Origin of the sequence: Sphingomonas albertensis, from assembly GCF_014358075.1 — a bacterium.
Classification (GTDB): Bacteria; Pseudomonadota; Alphaproteobacteria; order Sphingomonadales; family Sphingomonadaceae; genus Sphingomonas; species Sphingomonas albertensis.
The window spans coordinates 16842-36524 of the sequence record NZ_JACONT010000026.1 but is presented as its reverse complement, the minus strand read 5'-3'; the positions used below and the strand labels follow the sequence as shown (position 1 = coordinate 36524).

The window sequence follows — 19683 nt, the reverse complement described above, 5'->3', positions numbered from 1 at the left end:
CATCGACAATCTAAAGAGAGTGCCCAGCCTGATGGCCGACGCCCTGCCAACACCCGTGCCTGTGGCAAAGCCAGCCGGCGCCACCGGCGTCCTCGTCCTCGCCAATGGCGACGTGATCTGGGGTCGCGGGTTCGGCGCGGAGGGCAGTGCGGTCGGCGAAGTGTGCTTCCACACCGCGATGACCGGCTATCAGGAGGTGCTGACCGACCCGTCCTTCGCCGGACAGATGATCTGCTTCACGTTTCCGCATATCGGCAACGTCGGCGCGAACCCCGACGATATCGAGGCGGACGATCCGCACGCGCTCGGCATCATCGTCCGCGAGGACGTGACCGAACCGTCGAGCTTCCGTGCCGTCGAGGGACTCGATGGCTGGATGAAGCGGCATGCGCGGATCGGCCTGTCGGGCGTCGATACGCGTGCGCTGACGCGGCGGATCCGGGTGGCGGGGGCGCCCAGTGGGGTGATCGCGCATTCGGCGAGTGGCGAGTTCGATGTGGCGGCGTTGCTGGCGATGGCGCGCGCATGGCCGGGGCTGGAGGGGATGGACCTCGCCAAGGATGTGTCGACCGAGATGCATTATGGCTGGGGTGAGGATGCGCCCGGCGGGACATGGAAGCTGGGCTTCGGCTATTCTTCTTCCCCCCTCCCGCAAGCGGGAGGGGCCGGGGGTGGGCTCCCGGCCTCCTCGACAGACGACGGTGCGGTTGAGCACTCCTCGACCGTCCCCCCGGCAGGTGAGCGCGAGCCCACCCCTCAATCCCCTCCCGCAAGCGGGAGGGGAGGCGAGAAGCCCCACGTCGTCGCGATCGATTACGGTTCGAAGCGCAACATCTTCCGCAACCTCGTCGAGGCGGGCGCGAAGGTCTCCGTCGTCTCCGCCACCGCCAGCTTCGACGACGTGATGGCGCTCGCCCCCGACGGCATCTTCCTGTCGAACGGCCCCGGCGATCCCGCCGCGACCGCCGAATACGCGGTGCCGGTGATCCGCCAGCTGCTGGAGACGGGCAAGCCGCTGTTCGGCATCTGCCTCGGCCACCAGCTGCTCGGCCTCGCGGTCGGCGCGACCACGACCAAGATGTTCCAGGGCCACCGCGGCGCCAACCACCCGGTCAAGCGCCTGTCCGACGGTGCGGTCGAGATCACCAGCATGAACCACGGCTTCGCAGTCGAGCGCGACAGCCTGCCGGCGAACGTTCGCGAGACGCATGTGTCGCTGTTCGACGGGTCGAACGCGGGGCTGGAACTGACCGACCGGAACGCATTCAGCGTGCAATATCATCCGGAAGCGAGCCCAGGACCGCAGGACAGCCTATATCTGTTCAAGCGCTTTGTAGGGTCGTTAACTTAAGCGGTCCGAGCACAGAAATTCTACCGAAAGATTCCAAATGGCCACGATCCGAGAGTTCACTTACGAACCTGTCGTTCGCGAGGCGAAGCATAGTGACGTTCGAGCTGTTGTTAGAGCTGGCGATGCGGACGGAGAGAAGTTCGTCCAGATCGACACGTATGGATCTGCCGATCGCGAGATCGGCGATAAGCAATCCCAGTCCATTCGCTTAACCAAAGAAGCGTTTGATTTTATTAAATTAGTCGCGGAGCGTCACTTCTAATGCCAAAACGCACCGACATCACCTCGATCCTCGTCATCGGCGCAGGACCTATCGTCATCGGCCAGGCGTGCGAGTTCGATTATTCGGGCACGCAGGCGATCAAGGCGTTGAAGGAGGAGGGCTATCGTATCGTCCTCGTCAATTCGAACCCCGCCACGATCATGACCGATCCCGAGCTGGCCGACGCGACCTATGTCGAGCCGATCACGCCCGCGATCGTCGCCAAGATCATCGAGAAGGAACGCCCGGACGCGATCCTGCCGACGATGGGTGGGCAGACCGCGCTGAATACCGCGCTCGCGCTGTTCCATGACGGTACGCTCGAGAAGTTCGGCGTGACGATGATCGGGGCGGATGCCGATGCGATCGACATGGCGGAGGACCGGCTGAAGTTCCGCGATGCGATGGACCGGATCGGGCTGGAAAGCGCGCGCTCGGCGATCGCACATACTGTTGAAGAAGCGCTCGAAGGGCTTGAGAAGACGGGGCTTCCGTCGATCATCCGGCCGAGCTTCACGATGGGCGGCTCGGGCGGCGGCATCGCGTATAATCGCGAGGAGTTCATCGCGATCGTCCGCAACGGGCTCGATCTGTCGCCGACCACCGAGGTGCTGATCGAGGAATCGCTGCTCGGCTGGAAAGAATACGAGATGGAGGTGGTGCGCGATCGCAACGACAACGCGATCATCATCTGCTCGATCGAGAACGTCGATCCGATGGGCGTCCACACCGGGGACTCGATCACGGTCGCGCCGGCGCTGACGCTGACCGACAAGGAATACCAGATCATGCGCAACGCATCGATCGCGGTGTTGCGTGAAATCGGTGTTGAAACAGGCGGTTCGAACGTCCAGTTCGCAGTGAATCCGAAGGACGGCCGGCTGGTCGTCATCGAGATGAACCCGCGTGTTTCGCGCTCGTCCGCGCTGGCGTCGAAGGCGACCGGCTTCCCGATTGCGAAGGTCGCGGCGAAGCTGGCGGTCGGCTACACGCTCGACGAGATCGAGAACGACATTACGGGGGCAACGCCCGCCGCATTCGAGCCGACGATCGATTACGTTGTCACGAAGATTCCGCGGTTTGCGTTCGAGAAGTTCAAGGGCGCGTCGAACACGCTCGGCACCGCGATGAAGTCGGTCGGCGAGGTGATGGCGATCGGTCGCAACATCCACGAATCGATGCAGAAGGCGTTGCGTGGGCTCGAGACGGGCCTGTCGGGGTTCAACCAGGTCGATCATCTGGTCGGCGCGCCGCGTGCGGAGATCGAGGCGGCGCTGGCCGTCGCGACGCCGGACCGGTTGCTGGTCGCGGCTCAAGCGTTGCGCGAGGGTTTCACGGTTGCCGAGGTGCATGCGATCGCCAAGTATGATCCGTGGTTCCTGGAGCGGATCGCCGAGATCATCGCAGCCGAGGCCGAGGTGATGAAGGACGGCTTGCCGATCGACGCGCCCGGTATGCGCCGCCTGAAGAGCATGGGGTTCAGCGACAAGCGGCTCGCATGGCTGGCGCTGCAATCCGCCAATCTGCGCGACATGAACCGCGGGATCGCGCGTGGCTCGGGGCTGATTCACGAGGTCGTCAAGGCGATGACCGGTGGCGTGACCGAGGAGGAGGTGCGCCAGCATCGCCTGAAGCTCGGCGTGCGGCCGGTGTTCAAGCGGATCGATACGTGCGCGGCCGAATTTGATGCGAAGACGCCGTATATGTATTCGACCTACGAGGCGCCGAGCTTTGGCGAGCCCGAGAACGAGTCCGAGCCGACCGATCGCAAGAAGATCGTGATCCTGGGCGGCGGGCCGAACCGGATCGGGCAGGGGATCGAGTTCGATTATTGCTGCTGCCATGCGTGCTTCGCGCTGGCGGATGCGGGCTATGAGACGATCATGGTCAATTGCAACCCGGAGACGGTGTCGACCGATTACGACACTAGCGACCGGCTGTATTTCGAGCCGCTGACCGCCGAGGACGTGCTGGAGATCCTGCATGTCGAGCAGCAGAACGGCACGCTTGTGGGCGTGATCGTGCAGTTCGGCGGGCAGACGCCGCTGAACCTCGCGCGCGCGCTCGAGGCTGCGGGCATTCCGATCCTGGGGACGACGCCCGACGCGATCGATCTGGCGGAGGACCGCGAGCGGTTCGCGGCGCTGATCACCAAGCTCGGGCTGTTGCAACCGGCCAATGGCCTGGCGCGGAGCCGGGACGAGGCGGTCGCCGCGGCGGAGCGGATCGGCTATCCGGTGCTGATGCGGCCTTCCTATGTGCTCGGTGGCCGGGCGATGGAGATCGTCGATACAATCGGGCAGCTCGAGCATTACATCGCGACCGCGGTGCAGGTGTCGGGCGACTCACCGGTGCTGATCGACCAGTATCTGCGCGATGCGATCGAGGTCGATGTCGATGCGATCTGCGACGGCACCGACGTGGTGGTCGCGGGCGTGTTGCAGCATATCGAGGAAGCGGGCGTCCATTCGGGCGACTCGGCGTGCTCGATCCCGCCATATTCGTTGTCGGCGGAGATCATCGCCGAGATCGAGCGGCAGACGGTGGCGCTCGCGCATGCCTTGTCGGTGGTCGGGCTGATGAACATCCAGTTCGCGGTGAAGGATGGCCTGGTCTACCTTATCGAGGTCAATCCGCGCGCGTCGCGTACCGTGCCGTTCGTCGCCAAGGCGATCGGTGCGCCGATCGCCAAGATCGCCGCACGCGTCATGGCGGGCGAGAAGCTGGTCAACCTTCCGAAGATCGACCGGCATATCGACTATTATGCGGTGAAGGAGGCGGTGTTCCCCTTCAACAAGTTCCCTGGCGTCGATCCGGTGCTGTCGCCGGAAATGAAGTCGACCGGCGAAGTCATGGGAATCGATCCCGATTTCACGATCGCCTTTGCCAAGGCGCAGCTTGGCGCGGGGACGATCCTGCCGACCAAGGGCAATGTGTTCGTCAGTGTGAAGGACGGCGACAAGGCGATGATCGTCGAGGCGGTGAAGGCGCTGGTCGATACCGGCTTCTCGATCGTCGCGACCGGTGGGACGGCGGATCATCTGGCGCGCGCTGGGTTGCCGGTCGAGAAGGTCAACAAGGTCGCGCAGGGGCGGCCGCATATCGTCGACCGGATCAAGGACGGCGATATCGCGCTGATCTTCAACACCACCGAGGGGTGGCAGAGCCTGAAGGACTCGCAGCCGATCCGTGCTTCCGCGCTGGGGCAGCGCATTCCGTACTTCACGACCGCGCCCGCTTCGCTCGAGGCGGCGAAGGCGATTGCCAAGCTTTCGACGCACAGCCTTGAAGTACGGCCCCTGCAATCCTATTATTCGCAGTCGCACAACTGATCCCGACATAAGCGTGATGTGTGGGCGGGGCCGTTATGGCGCCCCGCGCGGGGAAATGAATTTGGGGACGAGATGATGGCGACCGTCGAAAAGATGCCGATGCTGCAGGAAGGCTATGAGACGCTTAGCGCGGATCTCAAGCGCCTGAAGGCCGAACGTCCGACGATCGTCGACGCGATCGAAGAGGCGCGCGCGCACGGCGATCTGAGCGAGAACGCGGAATATCATGCTGCGAAGGAGCGTCAGGGTCAGGTCGAGGCATCGATCTCCGACATCGAGGATAAGCTGAGCCGCGCGCAGATCATAGATCCGAAGGACCTGTCGGGCGACAAGGTCGTGTTCGGCGCGACGGTGACGCTGCTTGACGAGAACGACAAGCCGGTGAAGTATCAGATCGTCGGCCAGACCGAGGCTAACGCCAAGACGGGCCGCATCTCGTACAATTCGCCGCTGGGTCGCGGGCTGATCGGGCGGAAGCTCGACGAAGAGGTCGAGGTCACGGTGCCGGCCGGCGAGCGTTATTACGTCGTCTCCAAGATCGAGTTCATCTGAGCCCTATGCAACTCTTCGAGACGCGGGCGACGGCGATCATCACGATCGTGACGGTCATCGTCTCGGGATTTCTGGTGCTGAGCGGGTCGCTTGGCTACTGGGCGGTGAACGCCGGGTTCATCCCGTTGCGGATGACCGATCTCGGTATTCCGAGCGAGCATATGTTCGTCGTGCCGTCCTGGGCGACGCCGCTGACGGCTACGTTGATCCATGGCGGCTGGGCGCACATCGCGCTGAACCTCGTGATGCTGGTGTATTGCGGGCAGTTCGTCGAGAAGGCGCTGGGGACGGTCGGTCTGGTCGTGCTGTACGTGCTGGGCGCGTATGCGGCGGCGGCGGGGCATTGGGTGTTCGGGCCTGACTCCACCGCGCCGATGATTGGTGCTTCGGGCGCGATTTCGGCGGTCGTGGGGGCTTATGCGCTGCTGTATGGCGAGCGGCGGGCGCAGGCGATCGGGCCGGTGCCGGCTGGGGTCGTGCATTTGGTGTGGCTTGCCGCGGCGTGGATCGGGATCCAGTTGCTGATGGGGCTGGCCGGGTTTGGCGCTTCGGTAGGGGCTAGCGGGCCCATTGCGATCGGGGCGCATATCGGTGGGTTCTTGGCGGGGCTGGTGCTGGCTCGGCCGTTGTTGCTTTGGCATTACCGGGCTGCTTGAGCCCCCATACCGTTCGTCCTGAGTAGCTGCTGAGCTTGTCGAAGCGGCGTATCGAAGGATGGGTTGGCGCGTGGAACCGGTGCTTCGATACGAGCCCCTCGATACGGCTCTTCGCGCCTACTCGGTCTCTACTCAGCACGAACGGGGGGGAAGGGTGCGCTTGTGCGCCTTCGTCGGCTGTACCGGCGTATATCTTCTCTACCTATCTGCGGGGGGCAGCGCGTGAGCGGAATGCGTCGGTTAACAAGCCAGCGCAACGGGTGCCGGGAGCACTGCTGGGCGTGCCCTCACCCGTCGCCGCCTTTGGCGTCTCTCCCTCTCCCGTTGGGAGAGGGAAGGGGCCCGCGGCTGCTTTGCCGTGGGAAGGGTGAGGGCAAGTTGTTTTGCGCTGTGCCAATTTCGTTAGTTTTTGAGCACAAGCTTAGGTCGACGACGGCAGATGTGCTGTCGTTCAACATCGTCATCCCCGCGCCGGCGGGGATCCATAGCCTATATTGCTGCGATCAGTTCGCGACGTTAGCCAATATGGGTCCCCGCCTACGCGGGAATGACGGCTCAGGGGGTGGTTCAGGCTGCAGTCGCGCCCAGGTTAGGCTCGAGCATCCGGTGCAGATGCACCACAACAAACTTCATCTCCGCATCGTCCACCGTACGCTGCGCCGCAGCACGCCAGGCCTTCTCCGCGCTGGCATAATCGGGGAAAACGCCGACGAATTCGATCTTGCTCAGATCGTTGAAATCCAGGGTGCGCGGGTCGCTGACGCGGCCGCCGAATACGAGGTGGAGCTTGCTCATGCGCTGCTTGTCCTTGGGAGGGAGGTTGCAGATGCCCTAGCGTGTTCGACCCGCGCTTTGAACCCTTAGCGGTCTCTATTTAGACAGCTGGCTTTTGCGAAACGGCCTTCGCACCTGCAGTACCCGCGGTGGTCAGCGCCTTGACGACGCCTTCGAGCAGACCCTTGGCCTGACCGCGCGCATTGTCCTTGGTGAGGCCGAGTTCGCCGAGTTCCGACTGGCCCGCAGCCTTGGCGGCGGCGGTGGCGTCGGCGACGGTCTCGCTGAGACGCTTGCCGACCGGGGCGAGCAATTCCTTCTCGCGCGCCGAACGCGGGATCAGCGCGCCGGCGAGCGCGCCGACGGCGAGGCCGCCGACGAGGATGCCGAGCGGGTTCGACTCGAGATTGTTGACGACGCGCTTGGTCTTCTCGCGCGAGACTTCGAGAACCTCAGAGGCCTTGTCGCCGGCGTCGTGATAGACCTTCGATGCGGTCTCGCGGACGGTGTCGAGGCCTTCGCGCAGACGGCTTTCGGTCTCGTGGGCGGCTTCGTTTGCGGTGGTCTTTGCGTCGGTCATGGAAATGTCCTTCTGATGGCAAGCTGCTCGCCGTTCAATTCAATGGGGATTCAACGCGAGCCGGGACTTCAAGGTTTCAATGCGGTGACCGCAGTCAGTGCAGTCAGCGCCCGCGGCGGAAGAGTCCGACGATCCGGTGCCGCGCGAGAAACAGCCCGGCGACCGCGGCAAACCCCGCGGTCGGCCCCGGATTGCGCTTCACCGTCTCGACGCTCGCGGTCAGCGCGGCGGTGCCGGCATCGGCGACGTCGCGGCTGGCGTTGAGCGCGAGCTTCCGCGGGTTGAGCCGATCCTGCAGCTGCCCGACCGTCATCATGACGCGCTGGCGGGCGAGGGCAGCTTCGATCTCTGCGGCGGCGACTTTGGCGGATGTCATGATACGGGCTCGCTTTTGGTCTGAAGCTTCGACTTGCCGATCATCGCCAGGATGCCGGCCAGCGCCAGCACCGCAACGACGACGATCACGGTCGACCATCCAGGCCCTACCAGCGTTGCCAGCGTCAAGATCGCACCGACCAGCAGTGCGATCAGCGCGGCCAGCGCCAGCACGCCGGCGACCGCGAAGAACATCGCCGCCGACTTGTACGCGCTGGCCGTCTCGCCGAACTTCGCCTTGTAGACAGCGACTTCCGCGGTCGCGAGACTCTTCGTCTCGGTCGCCAGCCGGCCGACGATCGACGAAAGGCTTTCGTCTTCGTCGGTCAGCATCACGGGATCGGACAAGGCGTCAGGCCTTTGGGTTGGCGTCGACGCCCGACTGGACCAGTCGCGCGATGACGAAGCCGATGGCTGCTGCGGCGCCGACTGCGATCGCTGGCGACTTGCGCACCAGTTCGCGGGCGTCGTCGACCAGCTCGTCGATGTCCTTCGCCTTCACCTGGTCGGCAAAACCCGAGACGCTGTCGGCGGCGCTGCGGGCATAGCCGCCGTACTGCGAGCCGAGCTTCTCGTCGACCTGGCCGGCGGCGTCGGTCAGCAGCTGGGCGATCTGCTCCAGTGCGCCGCTGGCACGGGCCTTGCCGTCCTCGGCGAAGGTGCGCGCCTTGTCGGCGGCCTGCGCGCTGTACTTGCTGGCGCTTTCCTTTATCGCCTGCTTGGCGTCGGCAGTCTTGCCGGAGGCATTGCCGACCTCGTTCTCGATCGTCTTGCCGAGCTCGGTACCGACGTGGTTCGCGGTCGTTTTCAGGTCGTTGACGGTATCGTTTACGCTGGAGTCGGCCATGACGGTCCCTTTCAGAATTGTTACGCCCTCAACACCGCCGCCGGAGCACGGTTCCCGAACCGCCGCGCGATTGCACGACACTGTTCTCGGATATCCGCGCGATTGCCCGCAATGGCGCGAGACGGTAGAGGCAGCGCGAACGACCCGGCACCGGGATTTGTAGGAGCATCGTTACGTGACCGCAATCATCGACCTTCATGCACGCCAGATCCTCGACAGCCGCGGCAATCCGACCGTCGAGGTCGACGTGCTGCTCGAAGACGGCAGCTTCGGTCGCGCAGCCGTCCCGTCGGGCGCCTCGACCGGCGCGCACGAGGCGGTCGAGCGGCGTGACGGCGACAAGACCCGCTGGGGCGGCAAGGGCGTCGATGGCGCGGTCGACGCGGTCAACGACGAGATCACCGACACCGTGCTCGGCATGGACGCGGAGGACCAGTCGGACCTCGATCGGGCGATGATCGAGCTCGACGGGACCGAGAACAAGGGCCGGCTGGGCGCGAACGCGATCCTCGGCGTCAGCCTCGCCGTCGCCAAGGCCGCGGCCGAAGCACGCGGTTTGCCGTTGTACCGCTATGTCGGCGGCGTGCAGGCGCATCTGCTGCCGGTGCCGATGATGAACATCATCAACGGCGGCGAGCATGCCGACAACCCGATCGACTTCCAGGAGTTCATGGTCGTGCCGGTCGGTGCATCGAACATCCTCGAGGCGGTCCGTTGCGGCTCGGAGATCTTCCACACGCTGAAGAAGGGCCTGAGCGAGAAGGGCCTGTCGACCAGCGTCGGCGACGAGGGCGGCTTCGCACCGAACATCGGCAGCACGACCGAGGCGCTCGACTTCATCATGTCGAGCATCGAGAAGGCGGGGTACAAGCCCGGCGAGGACGTGATGCTCGCGCTCGATTGCGCAGCGACCGAATTCTACAAGAACGGCAAGTACGACATTTCGGGTGAGGGCCGGATCCTCGAGAGCGCCGAGATGGCGGAGTATCTGGCGGACCTGACGCGGCGTTACCCGATCTTCTCGATCGAGGACGGCATGGGCGAGGACGATTGGGAGGGCTGGAAGACGCTCACCGATCTGATCGGCGACAAGGTTCAGCTGGTCGGCGACGATCTGTTCGTGACCAACCCCAAGCGTCTGAAGCGTGGGATCGACCAGGGTATCGCGAACTCGCTGCTGGTGAAGGTCAACCAGATCGGCACGCTGACCGAGACGCTGGAGGCGGTGTCGATGGCGCAGCGTGCGAAGTATACAGCGGTGATGTCGCATCGTTCGGGCGAGACCGAGGATTCGACGATCGCCGATCTGGCGGTCGCGACCAACTGCGGTCAGATCAAGACGGGTAGCCTTGCGCGGTCGGACCGGTTGGCGAAGTACAACCAGCTGATCCGGATCGAGGAAGAGCTGGGCGACGCCGCGCGGTACGCGGGTCGTGATATCCTGATCGGCGGCTGATTGACCCACCCCATCCGTCATGCCGGGCTTGTTCCGGCATCCACGGTCCCGCATATTCGAGAGATTAGAGTGTGCGGAGCGGTGGACCCCGGAACAAGTCCGGGGTGACGGAGGACTACCGGAGGACGAGCATGGCACGGGTGACGACGAAGACCAGCAAGCTGCGGAAGACGATGCGCAAGGCCGCGTGGCCGGCGCTGGGGCTGACGCTGATGGCGTTCTTCGGTGCGTATGCCGTGCTCGGGCCGAACGGGATGTTCGCGTATGGCGACTACAAGCGCCAGCTTGCGAAGCGGGAGCGGGATTACGCCGTGCTCGACCGCAAGCGCGAAGTGCTGAAGAACCGGGTGGCGCTGCTGAACCCGGATCATGCGAACCCGGACATGGTCGACGAGATGGTCCGCAAGGAACTGAACGTTGCGCATCCGGACGAAGTTATCGTACCCTTGGGTAACTGAGTTCGGCTTACCACCATTGCGCATAAGGCGGGCACGGGAACACCGTTTGTGGTCCGGAACGGCGTGAGCCGGGTCGCCATACGCGAACGGCCTCGTAAGTCGCTTGGCGCTTGAGGGTGATGCAATAACGCCACGGCCGGCGAAGCGGGCCGACAGCCGTCAGTACTTCGTAATCGCGTTTGGATATGCGAATATCGTCACGCTCACCCTCCGATCCGATCGAGAGGATGGGTGTTGCCTTTGCCAGTCCCACCGCGTGTATGGGGAAGGTCGTAGGGACGACGGGTTCGTCCGATTGCCAGAACAGGACAATTTCCACCATTCGGTAGGCGACCGTCGCGCCGACGATCATGCCACAGGCGAAGCCAAGTGCCGCCATCAGGTAGTGGACCACCCATGGTCGTGCTTTCGCTCTGTGACGGCCGACGCCGCCCTCGACCACGCCGATCACTTTGCCGATGAAAAACCCGGCCATACCGCCGAGCAGCGTGATTGCGGTTACGAACCAGATGTTGATGGATGAAACGACGATCGTCGACGTGGCATTGATCGTGATGACCCAGCCGAGGAAGACCGCAACGGAGATGCCGATGGCGGTTCGATACGCTCTGCGCGATGGCATCGTGCGGCGAGAGACGCGAATTTGGGACGAAAGAGCCACACGGACGTCGTACCCGAGAAACTGTGAACAATGTTTACACGAGCGGTAAGCACGGCCAGAACGGCCTCCCGATCCTAGTACTGGTTTCACCTCGATCCAGGATTACGGGCGAGCGCCTGTAATCCTGGATCATGATTCTCGTCATATTGAAGAAAGAACGAGGGGCGTTACTTGCCCAGGAAGGTCAGCAGGTCGTTCGTGAAGCGGTTGCTTTCTGTGACCGTCAGGCCGTGCGGGGCGCCGTCATATTCGACCAGCTGCGAGCCGGCGATGCCCTTGGCGGCGGCGCGGCCGGTGGCGTCGATCGGTACGGTCTTGTCGCTCGTTCCGTGCACGATCAGCGTCGGTACGCGGAATGCGGCCAGATCGGCGCGGAAGTCGGTGTGGCCGAATGCCTTGGCGCATTCCAGCGTCGGGTGCAGGCCAGCCTGCATCGCTAGGCCCCAGGCCCAGTCGACGACCTCGTCGCTGACCGGCGAGGTGATGAAACCGACGCCGAAGAACTGCTGGAGGAAGGTCTTGAAGAACGCCGGGCGGTCGTCCTCGATACCTGCACCGATCGTGGCGAGTGTCTCCCCGTCGACGCCGTGCGGATTGTCGTCGGTCTTGAGCATGTACGGCACCACCGACGCGATCAGCCCCGCGGCGACCACGCCCTTGCCGTCGTAGCGGCTCATGTAGCGGGCAATTTCGCCGCCACCCATCGAGAAGCCGACGATCGTCGCGTCGGTGTTCGCGCCGGTCGCTTCCATCACGTCGGCGAGATCGTCGGTGAGCGTGTCGTAGTCGTAGCCGGTCCAGGGCTGGCCCGAGCGGCCGAACCCGCGGCGGTCATACGCGATCACGCGGAAGCCGGCATGGGCCAATGCCATCGCCTGCGCGTCCCAGCTGTCGGCATTGAGCGGCCAGCCATGGGTAAGGACGACCGGGCGTCCCGTGCCCCAATCCTTGACGTAAATATCGGTACCGTCACGGGTCTTTACGTAGGGCATGAAGCTCTCCAGTCGTTCGAACAGGTGCGCGGTCAACGGCCCAGCGCGGGCGCCGTTCCGCACACTGGCGCGACGCGGCTTCGACTGGCAGCATGGGGGCGACGAATCGGAATTGGAGACAGGATGCGGATCGGACTTTTGACGACGGCGCTTGGCGCAGTCCTGGCCTTGAGCGCGTGCGGCCCCGCGCAGACTCCTTCGAACACGCAGTCTCCCGCTGCGTCTACGACCGCTGCGACGAGCGATTGGGCCGGGTTCCGCGATGGCTTCATCGACGGCTGGTTCAAGATCGATCCGGCGAACGCGGTCTATCAGGGCAAGCACGACTATGACGGCGGGCTGGGCGACTGGAGTGCTGCGGGGCTGAAGCGGCAGGCCGATTTCCTGCATGGCGCGATCGACAAGGCGGGGGCGTTCAAGGACCTGAAGCCGGCCGAGGCGTTCGAGCGCGACTATCTGGTGCAGGTCGCCAAGGGGAAGCTGTTCTGGCTGGAGGACGCCGACCAGCCGCATCATAACCCGTCCTGGTATGTCGGCGCGGGGCTCGATCCGAACGTCTATATCGCGCGCAACTATGCCGATGCGCCGACGCGGATGAAGGCGCTGACCGCATTCTTCCAGAAGATCCCGGCGGCGGCGGGCAATATAAAGGCGAATTTGAAGGCGCCGATGCCGTTGAGCTACGTCAATTTCGGGGCGGCGGCGTTCAACGGCTTTGCGGATTACTACGGCGGCGACGCGGTGAAGGCGTTTGCCGGCGTAAAGGACGCGGCGGCGCAGAAGCAGCTGACCGACGCGGCGAAGGCGGCGGCGGCGGCGATGCGTGATCTGGGGACGTGGACCGAGGGCCAGCGGGCGACCGCGACGCAGGATTTCGCGCTGGGGGCGGACAAGTTCTCGCGGATGGTGGCGATGACCGAGGGCGTCGATACGCCACTCGACCCGCTCGAGGCGGCGGGTGTCGCCGACCTGAAGCGCAACCAGGCGGCGCTGGCGCAGGCGTGCGGGGTGTTCGCCAAGGGGCTGTCGATCGCCGGCTGCATGGCGAAGATGAACGCGAATAAGCCGGTCGGTGGGCCGGTCGCGGAGGCTCGGCGCCAGATCCCGACCTTGCGGAAATTCGTGGTCGATCATGACCTGGTGACGATCCCCGGGACCGAGCAGGCGCTTGTCGAGGAATCGCCGCCGTATAACCGGCAGAACTCGGCGTATATCGATCCGCCTGGACCGTTCGATAAGGGCGTGCCGTCGATCTACTATATCTCGCCGCCCGACCCGAGCTGGACCAAGGCGGTGCAGGACGCATTCGTGCCGGGCAAGGACGACCTGTTGTTTACGTCGGTCCACGAGGTGATGCCGGGGCATTTCGTCCAGTTCCTGTATGCGAACCGGTCGCCGTCGCTCTTCGGGCGGTTGTTCGTCGGGTACGCTTTTGCCGAGGGGTGGGCGCATTATGCCGAGGAGATGATGTTCGAGGCGGGGCTCAACAACGGCGATGCCGAGACGCATGTCGGGCAGATCTCGAACGCTCTGCTGCGCGACTGCCGGTATCTGTCGGCGATCCGTATGCATGCCAGGGGGATGACGCAGGAGCAGTCGTTCCGGATGTTCGTCGACGAGTGTTACCAGGACGAGGGGAATGCCCGGCAACAGGCGGCGCGGGGGACGTATGATCCGGCGTATCTGAACTATACGATGGGTAAGTTGATGATCCGGAAGCTGCGGGCGGATTGGACTGCGACGCGGGGTGGGCGGAAGGCCTGGAAGGCGTTCCATGACCAGTTCCTGAGTTATGGGGGGCCGCCGATTCCTTTGGTGCGCGCGGCGATGATGGGGGAGGCTAAGGCGACGGCGGCGTTTTGATTTGGGCTGCAACGTTCACCTTACACGCCACCCCGGCGAAGGCCGGGGCCCAGTTGGGGAACGTCGCTAACGCAGCACAGTCCTTCATTACGTCGACCTTTCCAACTGGGTCCCGGCCTCCGCCGGGGAGGTGGCGTTGGGGGGCTGGTGTCCCAAACCAAAAGCATGCGTCCCCGCGAAGGCGGGACACAGTCTGGGCACCCGCCTTCGCGGGTGAACGTTCTACTTTTGCTCCCTCTCCCCCTTCCGGGGAGAGGGCTGGGGTGAGGGGCTGTTCCGGGCGGAGCATTGCTTGGCTGCCCCTCACCCCGACCCTCTCCCCGGAAGGGGGAGAGGGAGGAGGTCACCGCGCCTGGGACGCCGGTTGCACGTCCTGCGTTTCCTCGGTCGGCGGGTTGCGGATCGAGGGCCTGAGCCGCGACAGGCTGCACAACCCCGCCACCAGCGCGAGACCTGCGGCTACCAGCGGCGGGGTCATGCCCGCGCCAACGCCCATGGCCAGCAGGGCGGCGACCAAGGTCGCTCCCGTCGTCTGGCCCACCAGCCGTACCGTCGACACAAGACCACCTGCCGCCGCTGCGCGCTCGCGCGGCGCACTCCCGATGATCAGCCGCGCATTCGGCGCCATGAACATCCCGAACCCCGACCCGCACAACGCCATCCGCCACGCGATATCGAAATACCCCGGATCCGCCGGCATGTACGCGAGCAGCAGCAGCGCGCAGATCGAGACGCTCATCCCGATCCCGCCGAGCAGCCCCGCCGGATAGCGATCCGACAACCAGCCCGACAGCGGCGCGACGACCATGTTCGCCAGCGGCCACGGTGCGATCGCCGCGCCGACTTCCGCCGCGCTGAAGCCATAAGCGTGCGTCAGGCGGAACGGTGTCGACAGCAGCAGCGTCATCTGCGCGATGAACGCGGTGTACGCACCGATCGCCGACAGCGCGAGCACCGGCCGCGCGAGCAGGTCGATCGGCAGGATCGGCTTGGTTTCGCCCTGCTCGCGCTTCACGAAGAACCACCCGATCACCGCGCCGGTCGCAACGATTGCGGCGGACACGATCGGGCTGTCGCCGTGCACCGCGCTTTCCGCACCACCGATGACGAGCCCGATCATCGCCGCGCACATCACCGCGCCGAGCACGTCGAACGGCTCGTCACGGCGTTGCGGTTCGGGGAGCGCGCGGCCGAGCACGAGGCTGGCGATCGCGAACGGCACCGCGCTGGCGAATACCCACGGCCACGGGGCGATCGCCAGCACCAGCCCGCCGATTGTCGGCGCCAGCGCGGCCGAGCTAGACACGACCACCGAGTTGATGCCGAGCCCGCGGCCGAGTTGCTTGGCGGGATAGATCGAGCGGATCAGCGCCGACGAGACGCTGAGCGCCGCCGCCGCACCCAAGGCCTGCGCGGCGCGGACGACGAGCAGGAACGGCAGGCTCTTCGCGAAGAAACACAGCAACGTTGCGACTGTGAACAGCAACTGGCCGTACTGGTACATGCGCTTCAGCCCGATGCGGTCGCCGAGCCCGGAGAACGGGAGCAGCGCCATCGCGAGGATCAGCTGGTACACCGTGACCACGGTGACCACCGCGCTGTTGCCGACGTCGAGGTCGCGCGCGATCGTCGGCAGCGCGACGGTGGCGATGCCGCCGTCGATGATTGTCAGCGCAGTACCAGCCGAGATCGCGGCGATGGCGACGAAGCGGCGGGGCTTGGGCAGGCCGTCGGCGGCCGATATCTGGTCCGGTTGCATTGCGGACCGCGATAGACCCCGGCATGTATCGTGCCAAGAAATTCAGGGAGATACGGTGATGCGAGTTCTGGCTTCGATGCTTGCGGCGACGATATTGAGCGGTGGCGCCGACCTTGCAGGCGGTCCCGCGCTTGCCCAAGTCGCACCGATGACCAAAACGAACACCGCCGCCGACCCGTATATCTGGCTCGAGGACAAGGACGGTGCGAAGCCGCTGGCCTGGGTCGAGGCGGAGAATGCGAAGACGCTCCCGCGGCTCCAGAACGATCCCCGCTACAAGACCTTCTACGCCGAGGCGCTGGCGATCGCGTCGGCGAAGGATCGCATCCCGATGCCGAACCAGCTGTTCGGGCGGATCTATAATTTCTGGCGCGATGCCGACCATCCGCAGGGAATCTGGCGGTGGACCAGCGAGGCGGGGTACGCGCAGGCGGACCCGGCGTGGACGACCACGCTCGATCTCGATGCGCTGAGCAAGGCCGAGGGCAAGAAATGGGTGTGGAAGGGCGCGTCCTGCCTGCCGCCCGAGGAGCGGCTGTGCCTGGTCGCGCTGTCGGAGGGGGGCGAGGACGCCGTCACCTATCGCGAGTTCGACCTGAAGGCGGGGCAGTTCGTCACCGGCGGATTCGTGCTGCCGACGTCGAAGCAGGGCGCGACCTGGATCGACGCCGACACGCTGATGGTGTCGCGCGACTGGGGCGCGGGATCGATGACCTCGTCGGGCTATCCGTTCGTCGTTAAGGAAGTGAAGCGCGACCAGCCGCTGACCGCCGCGCGCGAGATCTTCCGCGGCGAGGCGTCGGACCAGCTCGGCACCTATGCCGACGTGATGACCGACGGGCAGGGCAATCGCGTGGTGATGATCCAGCGACGCCAGACCTTCTTCGGTGGCGAAAAACATGTCGTCACGCCGGCCGGGCTGGTGAAGCTCGACGTTCCGGCGCGCGTGTTTCCGGCGGGCATGGTCGACGGACAGGTGATCTTCTCGACCAGCGAGGCGTGGGGCCAGATCCCGGCGGGCGCGATCGCGTCGGCGCCGCTGGCTGAAGTGCGCAAGAGGCGGTTCACGCCGACGCTGGTGTTCGCGCCGACCGCGCGGCAGTCGGTCGACGGCGTGTCGGTGACGCGCGATCATGTCGTGGCCAGCGTCTACGATAATGTCCGCGGCCGCGCGGTGGTGTTCACGCACGCCAAGAACGGCTGGACGTCCCGCGCGGTGGCGCTGCCCGACAACGCCTCGGTCGACGTGGCGAGCACGACCGATCGCAGCAATGCGCTGTTCGTGCAGGTGACGAGTTTCCTCCAGCCGACGACGCTCTGGTCGCTCGATGCAGGGCCGGCGGGCGTGCCGAAGCAGGTCAAGGCGCTGCCCGCCAAGTTCGATGCGTCGAACGCAGAGGTCGAGCAGTTCGAGGCGACCTCGAAGGACGGGACGAAAATTCCGTATTTCGTGGTTCACCGGAAGGGCGTGGCGCTCGACGGGACGACGCCGACGATCATGACCGCCTATGGCGGGTTCGAATCGTCGATGACGCCCTATTATTCGGGGGTGACGGGCAAGCTGTGGATCGAGCGCGGCGGCAGCTTCGTGCTCGCCAACATCCGCGGCGGCGGCGAGTTCGGGCCGAAATGGCATGACGCCGGGCGCAAGACCAAGCGGCAGGTGATCTACGACGACTTCGCCGCTGTCGGGCAGGACCTGATCGCGCGGAAGCTCACGAGCCCGGCCAAGCTCGGCATCTATGGCGGATCGAACGGCGGGCTGCTGATGGGCGTCGAGTTCAACCAGCATCCGGATCTGTGGAAGGCGGTGGTGATCCAGGTGCCACTGCTCGACATGATCCGGTATGAGGGGATCGCGGCTGGCGCGTCATGGGTCGACGAATATGGGTCGGTGAGCGTGCCGGCGGAGAAGGCGTTTCTCGAGACGATCTCGCCGTATCAGAACATCAGGAAGGGCGTCGCGTATCCGGAGCCGTATATCTGGACGACGACCAAGGACGACCGCGTCGGGCCGCAGCATGCGCGCAAGTTCGCCGCGCGGCTGAAGGAATACGGGCTGCCGTATCTGTTCTACGAGGATACCGCGGGCGGGCATTCGGGCGATGCGGATATCGAGCAGGGCGCCCGGTTGCAGGCGCTGCAGATGACGTATTTCGCGCAGAAGCTGCTGGGGCCGGCGAAGTAGGGTTACGTGCCTACTGTTCTCCCGCGAAAGCGGGAGCCCAGGACCACGATCGGTGTCGCTTGTGATTCCTGTTCCCCCGCTTTCGCGGGGGAACAGTTAGGCAGCTAGCTCGTCAACCTCAGCGGCAGCGGACCTGGCTGTTGTTCTGATCCACCGCACGCCCGGCGAGCCCACCCGCGGCCGCGCCCAGCAGCGAGCCGACGATCCGCGAACGGCCGCCATCGATCACGTTGCCGAGTATGCCGCCACCGGCTGCACCGATGATCAACCCGGTCGTACCGTCGTTGCGCTTGCAGTAATAGCGGCCATCCTGCCCCGCATAGACGCGGTCGTTGGTCGCCAGCACGCGCTCCTGATAGTTCGGACCAGCGCGATAATAACGCGAAGGGTCGTAATTGCCCTCGTCGCGCTCGTCCGGATAGGCCTCCTGATAGTCGCCGCTGCGATCCGGCGCGGTGCGATAGCCGCTCTGTGGCGCATCGCCGCCGCGATTGCCCCGCACCGACTGGTAGCGATCGAATTCCGTGCGGAAGATCTGCAACTCGCTGTCGAGCCGCGCCTGGGCGGCGGCAAAGCGCGCATCGTCGGCCTGCGACTGCGCGAGCGCGGGCGTGGCAACGGAAAGGCACGTTGCCGCAATCACCGCGGCCGTACCGAAGAAACGCTTCATGATCATATCCTCGTCAAAGGTTCACATGCAGGGACGGACGGCGGCATCGTGCCACCGCCCGCCTGGTGCCGGCGCGTCATACTACGCGCCGGATCGGCTTGCATCAGCGGCAGATCTGTACGCGACGATGGTTGCGCCATTCGGTGCGGCAACGGCGATTGTTGTTGTTCCAGTTGCGACGATCGTTGCCACGGCCGCGATAGCGCCGGTCGTCATGGCGATCGCCACGATGATCGTTGCGGCGGAAATCACGGCGATCACCGCGATGGTCGCCACGGTGGTCCCCACGGCGATCATTGTCGCGGTACTGCTGGCTGTGCCCGCGATCGCGCTGCGCCTCGGCAGGAGCGGCGGCGCCGAGGCCAAGCGTTGCGAAGGCCAACCCGGCCGCGATGAGATGCGTAAACTTCATGAGATGTCCTCTCGAACCCGACGATCGGGATGCGCGGTTGATACGGATATCGAGAGACATCGTTCCTGAACGTGTTTGTCGGCTCCCGTACAGGTTTGGGCCGACGATCACCGATAAGCGGAGCCGAGAAGGTTCATATCGCTCGGCGAACCGGCTCAAAGCAGGCGGGCTCGGCCGTGAACTGGGTGACCAGTGCCCGGCGCGGTTGCGTTGTCATGGTTATGAGCGATCAAACCCCGTCGACGGGATAAACGTTGAACCGTGATGCCAGACCGACGCGGGATTGTCGGATGGGCAAAAGCGGGTCCGCGCGCTGGTGGAGCCGAGGGGAATCGAACCCCTGACCTCTGCAGTGCGATTGCAGCGCTCTCCCATCTGAGCTACGGCCCCGCGCGGTTGGCCATGGGCCATGATCGCGGCTTTAACGGGTCGATTTCGGGGATGCAACTGGCTTGGCAGGCCTGTGTTCTCAGGCTCTTGAGGTAGTCCTCCGCT

The 19683-nt window shown here is 64.9% G+C and carries 19 protein-coding genes and 1 tRNA gene; 10 read left to right on the top strand and 10 right to left on the bottom strand.

The genetic code is table 11. The features are described 5' to 3' along the window. Window positions 1-31 precede the first annotated feature (31 nt). The 5 genes from H8S47_RS12500 (at window position 32) to H8S47_RS12480 (ending at window position 6153) form a co-directional block, all read left to right on the top strand. The gene (locus tag H8S47_RS12500; RefSeq protein WP_187504183.1) at window positions 32-1351 is read left to right on the top strand and encodes a carbamoyl phosphate synthase small subunit; all 1320 of its coding nucleotides are present in this window, start codon (window positions 32-34) and stop codon (window positions 1349-1351) included. Window positions 1352-1388: 37 nt separating this feature from the next. Then, on the top strand, window positions 1389-1613 hold the full coding sequence (locus tag H8S47_RS12495; RefSeq protein ID WP_187504207.1) for a methionyl-tRNA formyltransferase: 225 nt from the start codon (window positions 1389-1391) through the stop codon (window positions 1611-1613). Further along, on the top strand, window positions 1613-4945 hold the full coding sequence (carB, locus tag H8S47_RS12490; protein WP_187504182.1) for a carbamoyl-phosphate synthase large subunit: 3333 nt from the start codon (window positions 1613-1615) through the stop codon (window positions 4943-4945). Before H8S47_RS12495 ends, carB begins: the two co-directional genes overlap by 1 nt. A gap of 75 nt (window positions 4946-5020) precedes the next feature. Then, window positions 5021-5497: a transcription elongation factor GreA gene (gene greA / locus H8S47_RS12485; protein WP_056052861.1), complete on the top strand. Its 477-nt coding sequence runs from the start codon at window positions 5021-5023 to the stop codon at window positions 5495-5497. 5 nt (window positions 5498-5502) lie between these two features. Continuing rightward, a complete protein-coding gene (locus H8S47_RS12480; protein ID WP_187504181.1) occupies window positions 5503-6153 on the top strand; it encodes a rhomboid family intramembrane serine protease in 651 nt (216 codons plus the stop codon). Between the two features lie 567 nt (window positions 6154-6720). Here H8S47_RS12480 and H8S47_RS12475 read toward each other — a convergent pair. The 5 genes from H8S47_RS12475 to H8S47_RS12455 all read right to left on the bottom strand — a co-directional run bounded on the left by H8S47_RS12475 (window position 6721) and on the right by H8S47_RS12455 (window position 8729). After that, window positions 6721-6948 (bottom strand): DUF4170 domain-containing protein, encoded by a 228-nt coding sequence (locus H8S47_RS12475; RefSeq protein WP_187504180.1) that lies wholly within the window; start codon window positions 6946-6948, stop codon window positions 6721-6723. A gap of 79 nt (window positions 6949-7027) precedes the next feature. Then, window positions 7028-7507 carry a PLP-dependent aminotransferase family protein gene (locus H8S47_RS12470; RefSeq protein ID WP_187504179.1) on the bottom strand — a complete coding sequence of 160 codons (480 nt, stop codon included), beginning with the start codon at window positions 7505-7507 and terminating at the stop codon, window positions 7028-7030. A 103-nt stretch (window positions 7508-7610) separates the two neighbouring features. Then, on the bottom strand, window positions 7611-7883 hold the full coding sequence (locus H8S47_RS12465) for a phosphatase (protein WP_132740434.1): 273 nt from the start codon (window positions 7881-7883) through the stop codon (window positions 7611-7613). After that, window positions 7880-8230: a phage holin family protein gene (locus tag H8S47_RS12460; protein WP_235982847.1), complete on the bottom strand. Its 351-nt coding sequence runs from the start codon at window positions 8228-8230 to the stop codon at window positions 7880-7882. The genes H8S47_RS12465 and H8S47_RS12460 overlap by 4 nt, the downstream gene beginning before the upstream one ends. Before the next feature lie 4 nt (window positions 8231-8234). Then, window positions 8235-8729 carry a hypothetical protein gene (locus H8S47_RS12455; RefSeq protein WP_187504178.1) on the bottom strand — a complete coding sequence of 165 codons (495 nt, stop codon included), beginning with the start codon at window positions 8727-8729 and terminating at the stop codon, window positions 8235-8237. Window positions 8730-8904: 175 nt separating this feature from the next. On the opposite strand from H8S47_RS12455, the gene eno reads away from it, so the two are divergent. Continuing rightward, window positions 8905-10185, top strand: coding sequence for a phosphopyruvate hydratase (eno, locus tag H8S47_RS12450; protein ID WP_121884554.1), 1281 nt, complete (start codon window positions 8905-8907; stop codon window positions 10183-10185). 131 nt (window positions 10186-10316) lie between these two features. Further along, window positions 10317-10643 (top strand): FtsB family cell division protein, encoded by a 327-nt coding sequence (locus H8S47_RS12445; RefSeq protein ID WP_235982846.1) that lies wholly within the window; start codon window positions 10317-10319, stop codon window positions 10641-10643. Between the two features lie 7 nt (window positions 10644-10650). On the opposite strand, the gene H8S47_RS12440 is transcribed toward H8S47_RS12445, so the two are convergent. Continuing rightward, window positions 10651-11265: a hypothetical protein gene (locus H8S47_RS12440; RefSeq protein WP_187504177.1), complete on the bottom strand. Its 615-nt coding sequence runs from the start codon at window positions 11263-11265 to the stop codon at window positions 10651-10653. 206 nt (window positions 11266-11471) lie between these two features. Then, on the bottom strand, window positions 11472-12296 hold the full coding sequence (locus H8S47_RS12435) for an alpha/beta fold hydrolase (RefSeq protein WP_187504205.1): 825 nt from the start codon (window positions 12294-12296) through the stop codon (window positions 11472-11474). 123 nt (window positions 12297-12419) lie between these two features. Here H8S47_RS12435 and H8S47_RS12430 point away from each other — a divergent pair, with 123 nt between their 5' ends. Beyond that, entirely contained in the window at window positions 12420-14159 is a 1740-nt protein-coding gene (locus H8S47_RS12430) for a DUF885 domain-containing protein (RefSeq protein ID WP_187504176.1), read from the top strand. A gap of 343 nt (window positions 14160-14502) precedes the next feature. Here H8S47_RS12430 and H8S47_RS12425 read toward each other — a convergent pair whose 3' ends face one another. Further along, window positions 14503-15918, bottom strand: coding sequence for an MFS transporter (locus H8S47_RS12425; protein ID WP_187504175.1), 1416 nt, complete (start codon window positions 15916-15918; stop codon window positions 14503-14505). Between the two features lie 58 nt (window positions 15919-15976). Here H8S47_RS12425 and H8S47_RS12420 point away from each other — a divergent pair, with 58 nt between their 5' ends. Next, window positions 15977-18106 (top strand): prolyl oligopeptidase family serine peptidase, encoded by a 2130-nt coding sequence (locus H8S47_RS12420; RefSeq protein ID WP_187504174.1) that lies wholly within the window; start codon window positions 15977-15979, stop codon window positions 18104-18106. A gap of 118 nt (window positions 18107-18224) precedes the next feature. Here H8S47_RS12420 and H8S47_RS12415 read toward each other — a convergent pair whose 3' ends face one another. Further along, window positions 18225-18776: a glycine zipper 2TM domain-containing protein gene (locus H8S47_RS12415; RefSeq protein WP_187504173.1), complete on the bottom strand. Its 552-nt coding sequence runs from the start codon at window positions 18774-18776 to the stop codon at window positions 18225-18227. A 127-nt stretch (window positions 18777-18903) separates the two neighbouring features. Here H8S47_RS12415 and H8S47_RS12410 point away from each other — a divergent pair, with 127 nt between their 5' ends. Next, window positions 18904-19257 carry a hypothetical protein gene (locus H8S47_RS12410; protein ID WP_187504172.1) on the top strand — a complete coding sequence of 118 codons (354 nt, stop codon included), beginning with the start codon at window positions 18904-18906 and terminating at the stop codon, window positions 19255-19257. Window positions 19258-19502: 245 nt separating this feature from the next. Here the strand turns inward: H8S47_RS12410 and H8S47_RS12405 are convergent. Further along, a tRNA-Ala gene (locus tag H8S47_RS12405) sits at window positions 19503-19578 on the bottom strand. Window positions 19579-19683 lie beyond the last annotated feature (105 nt).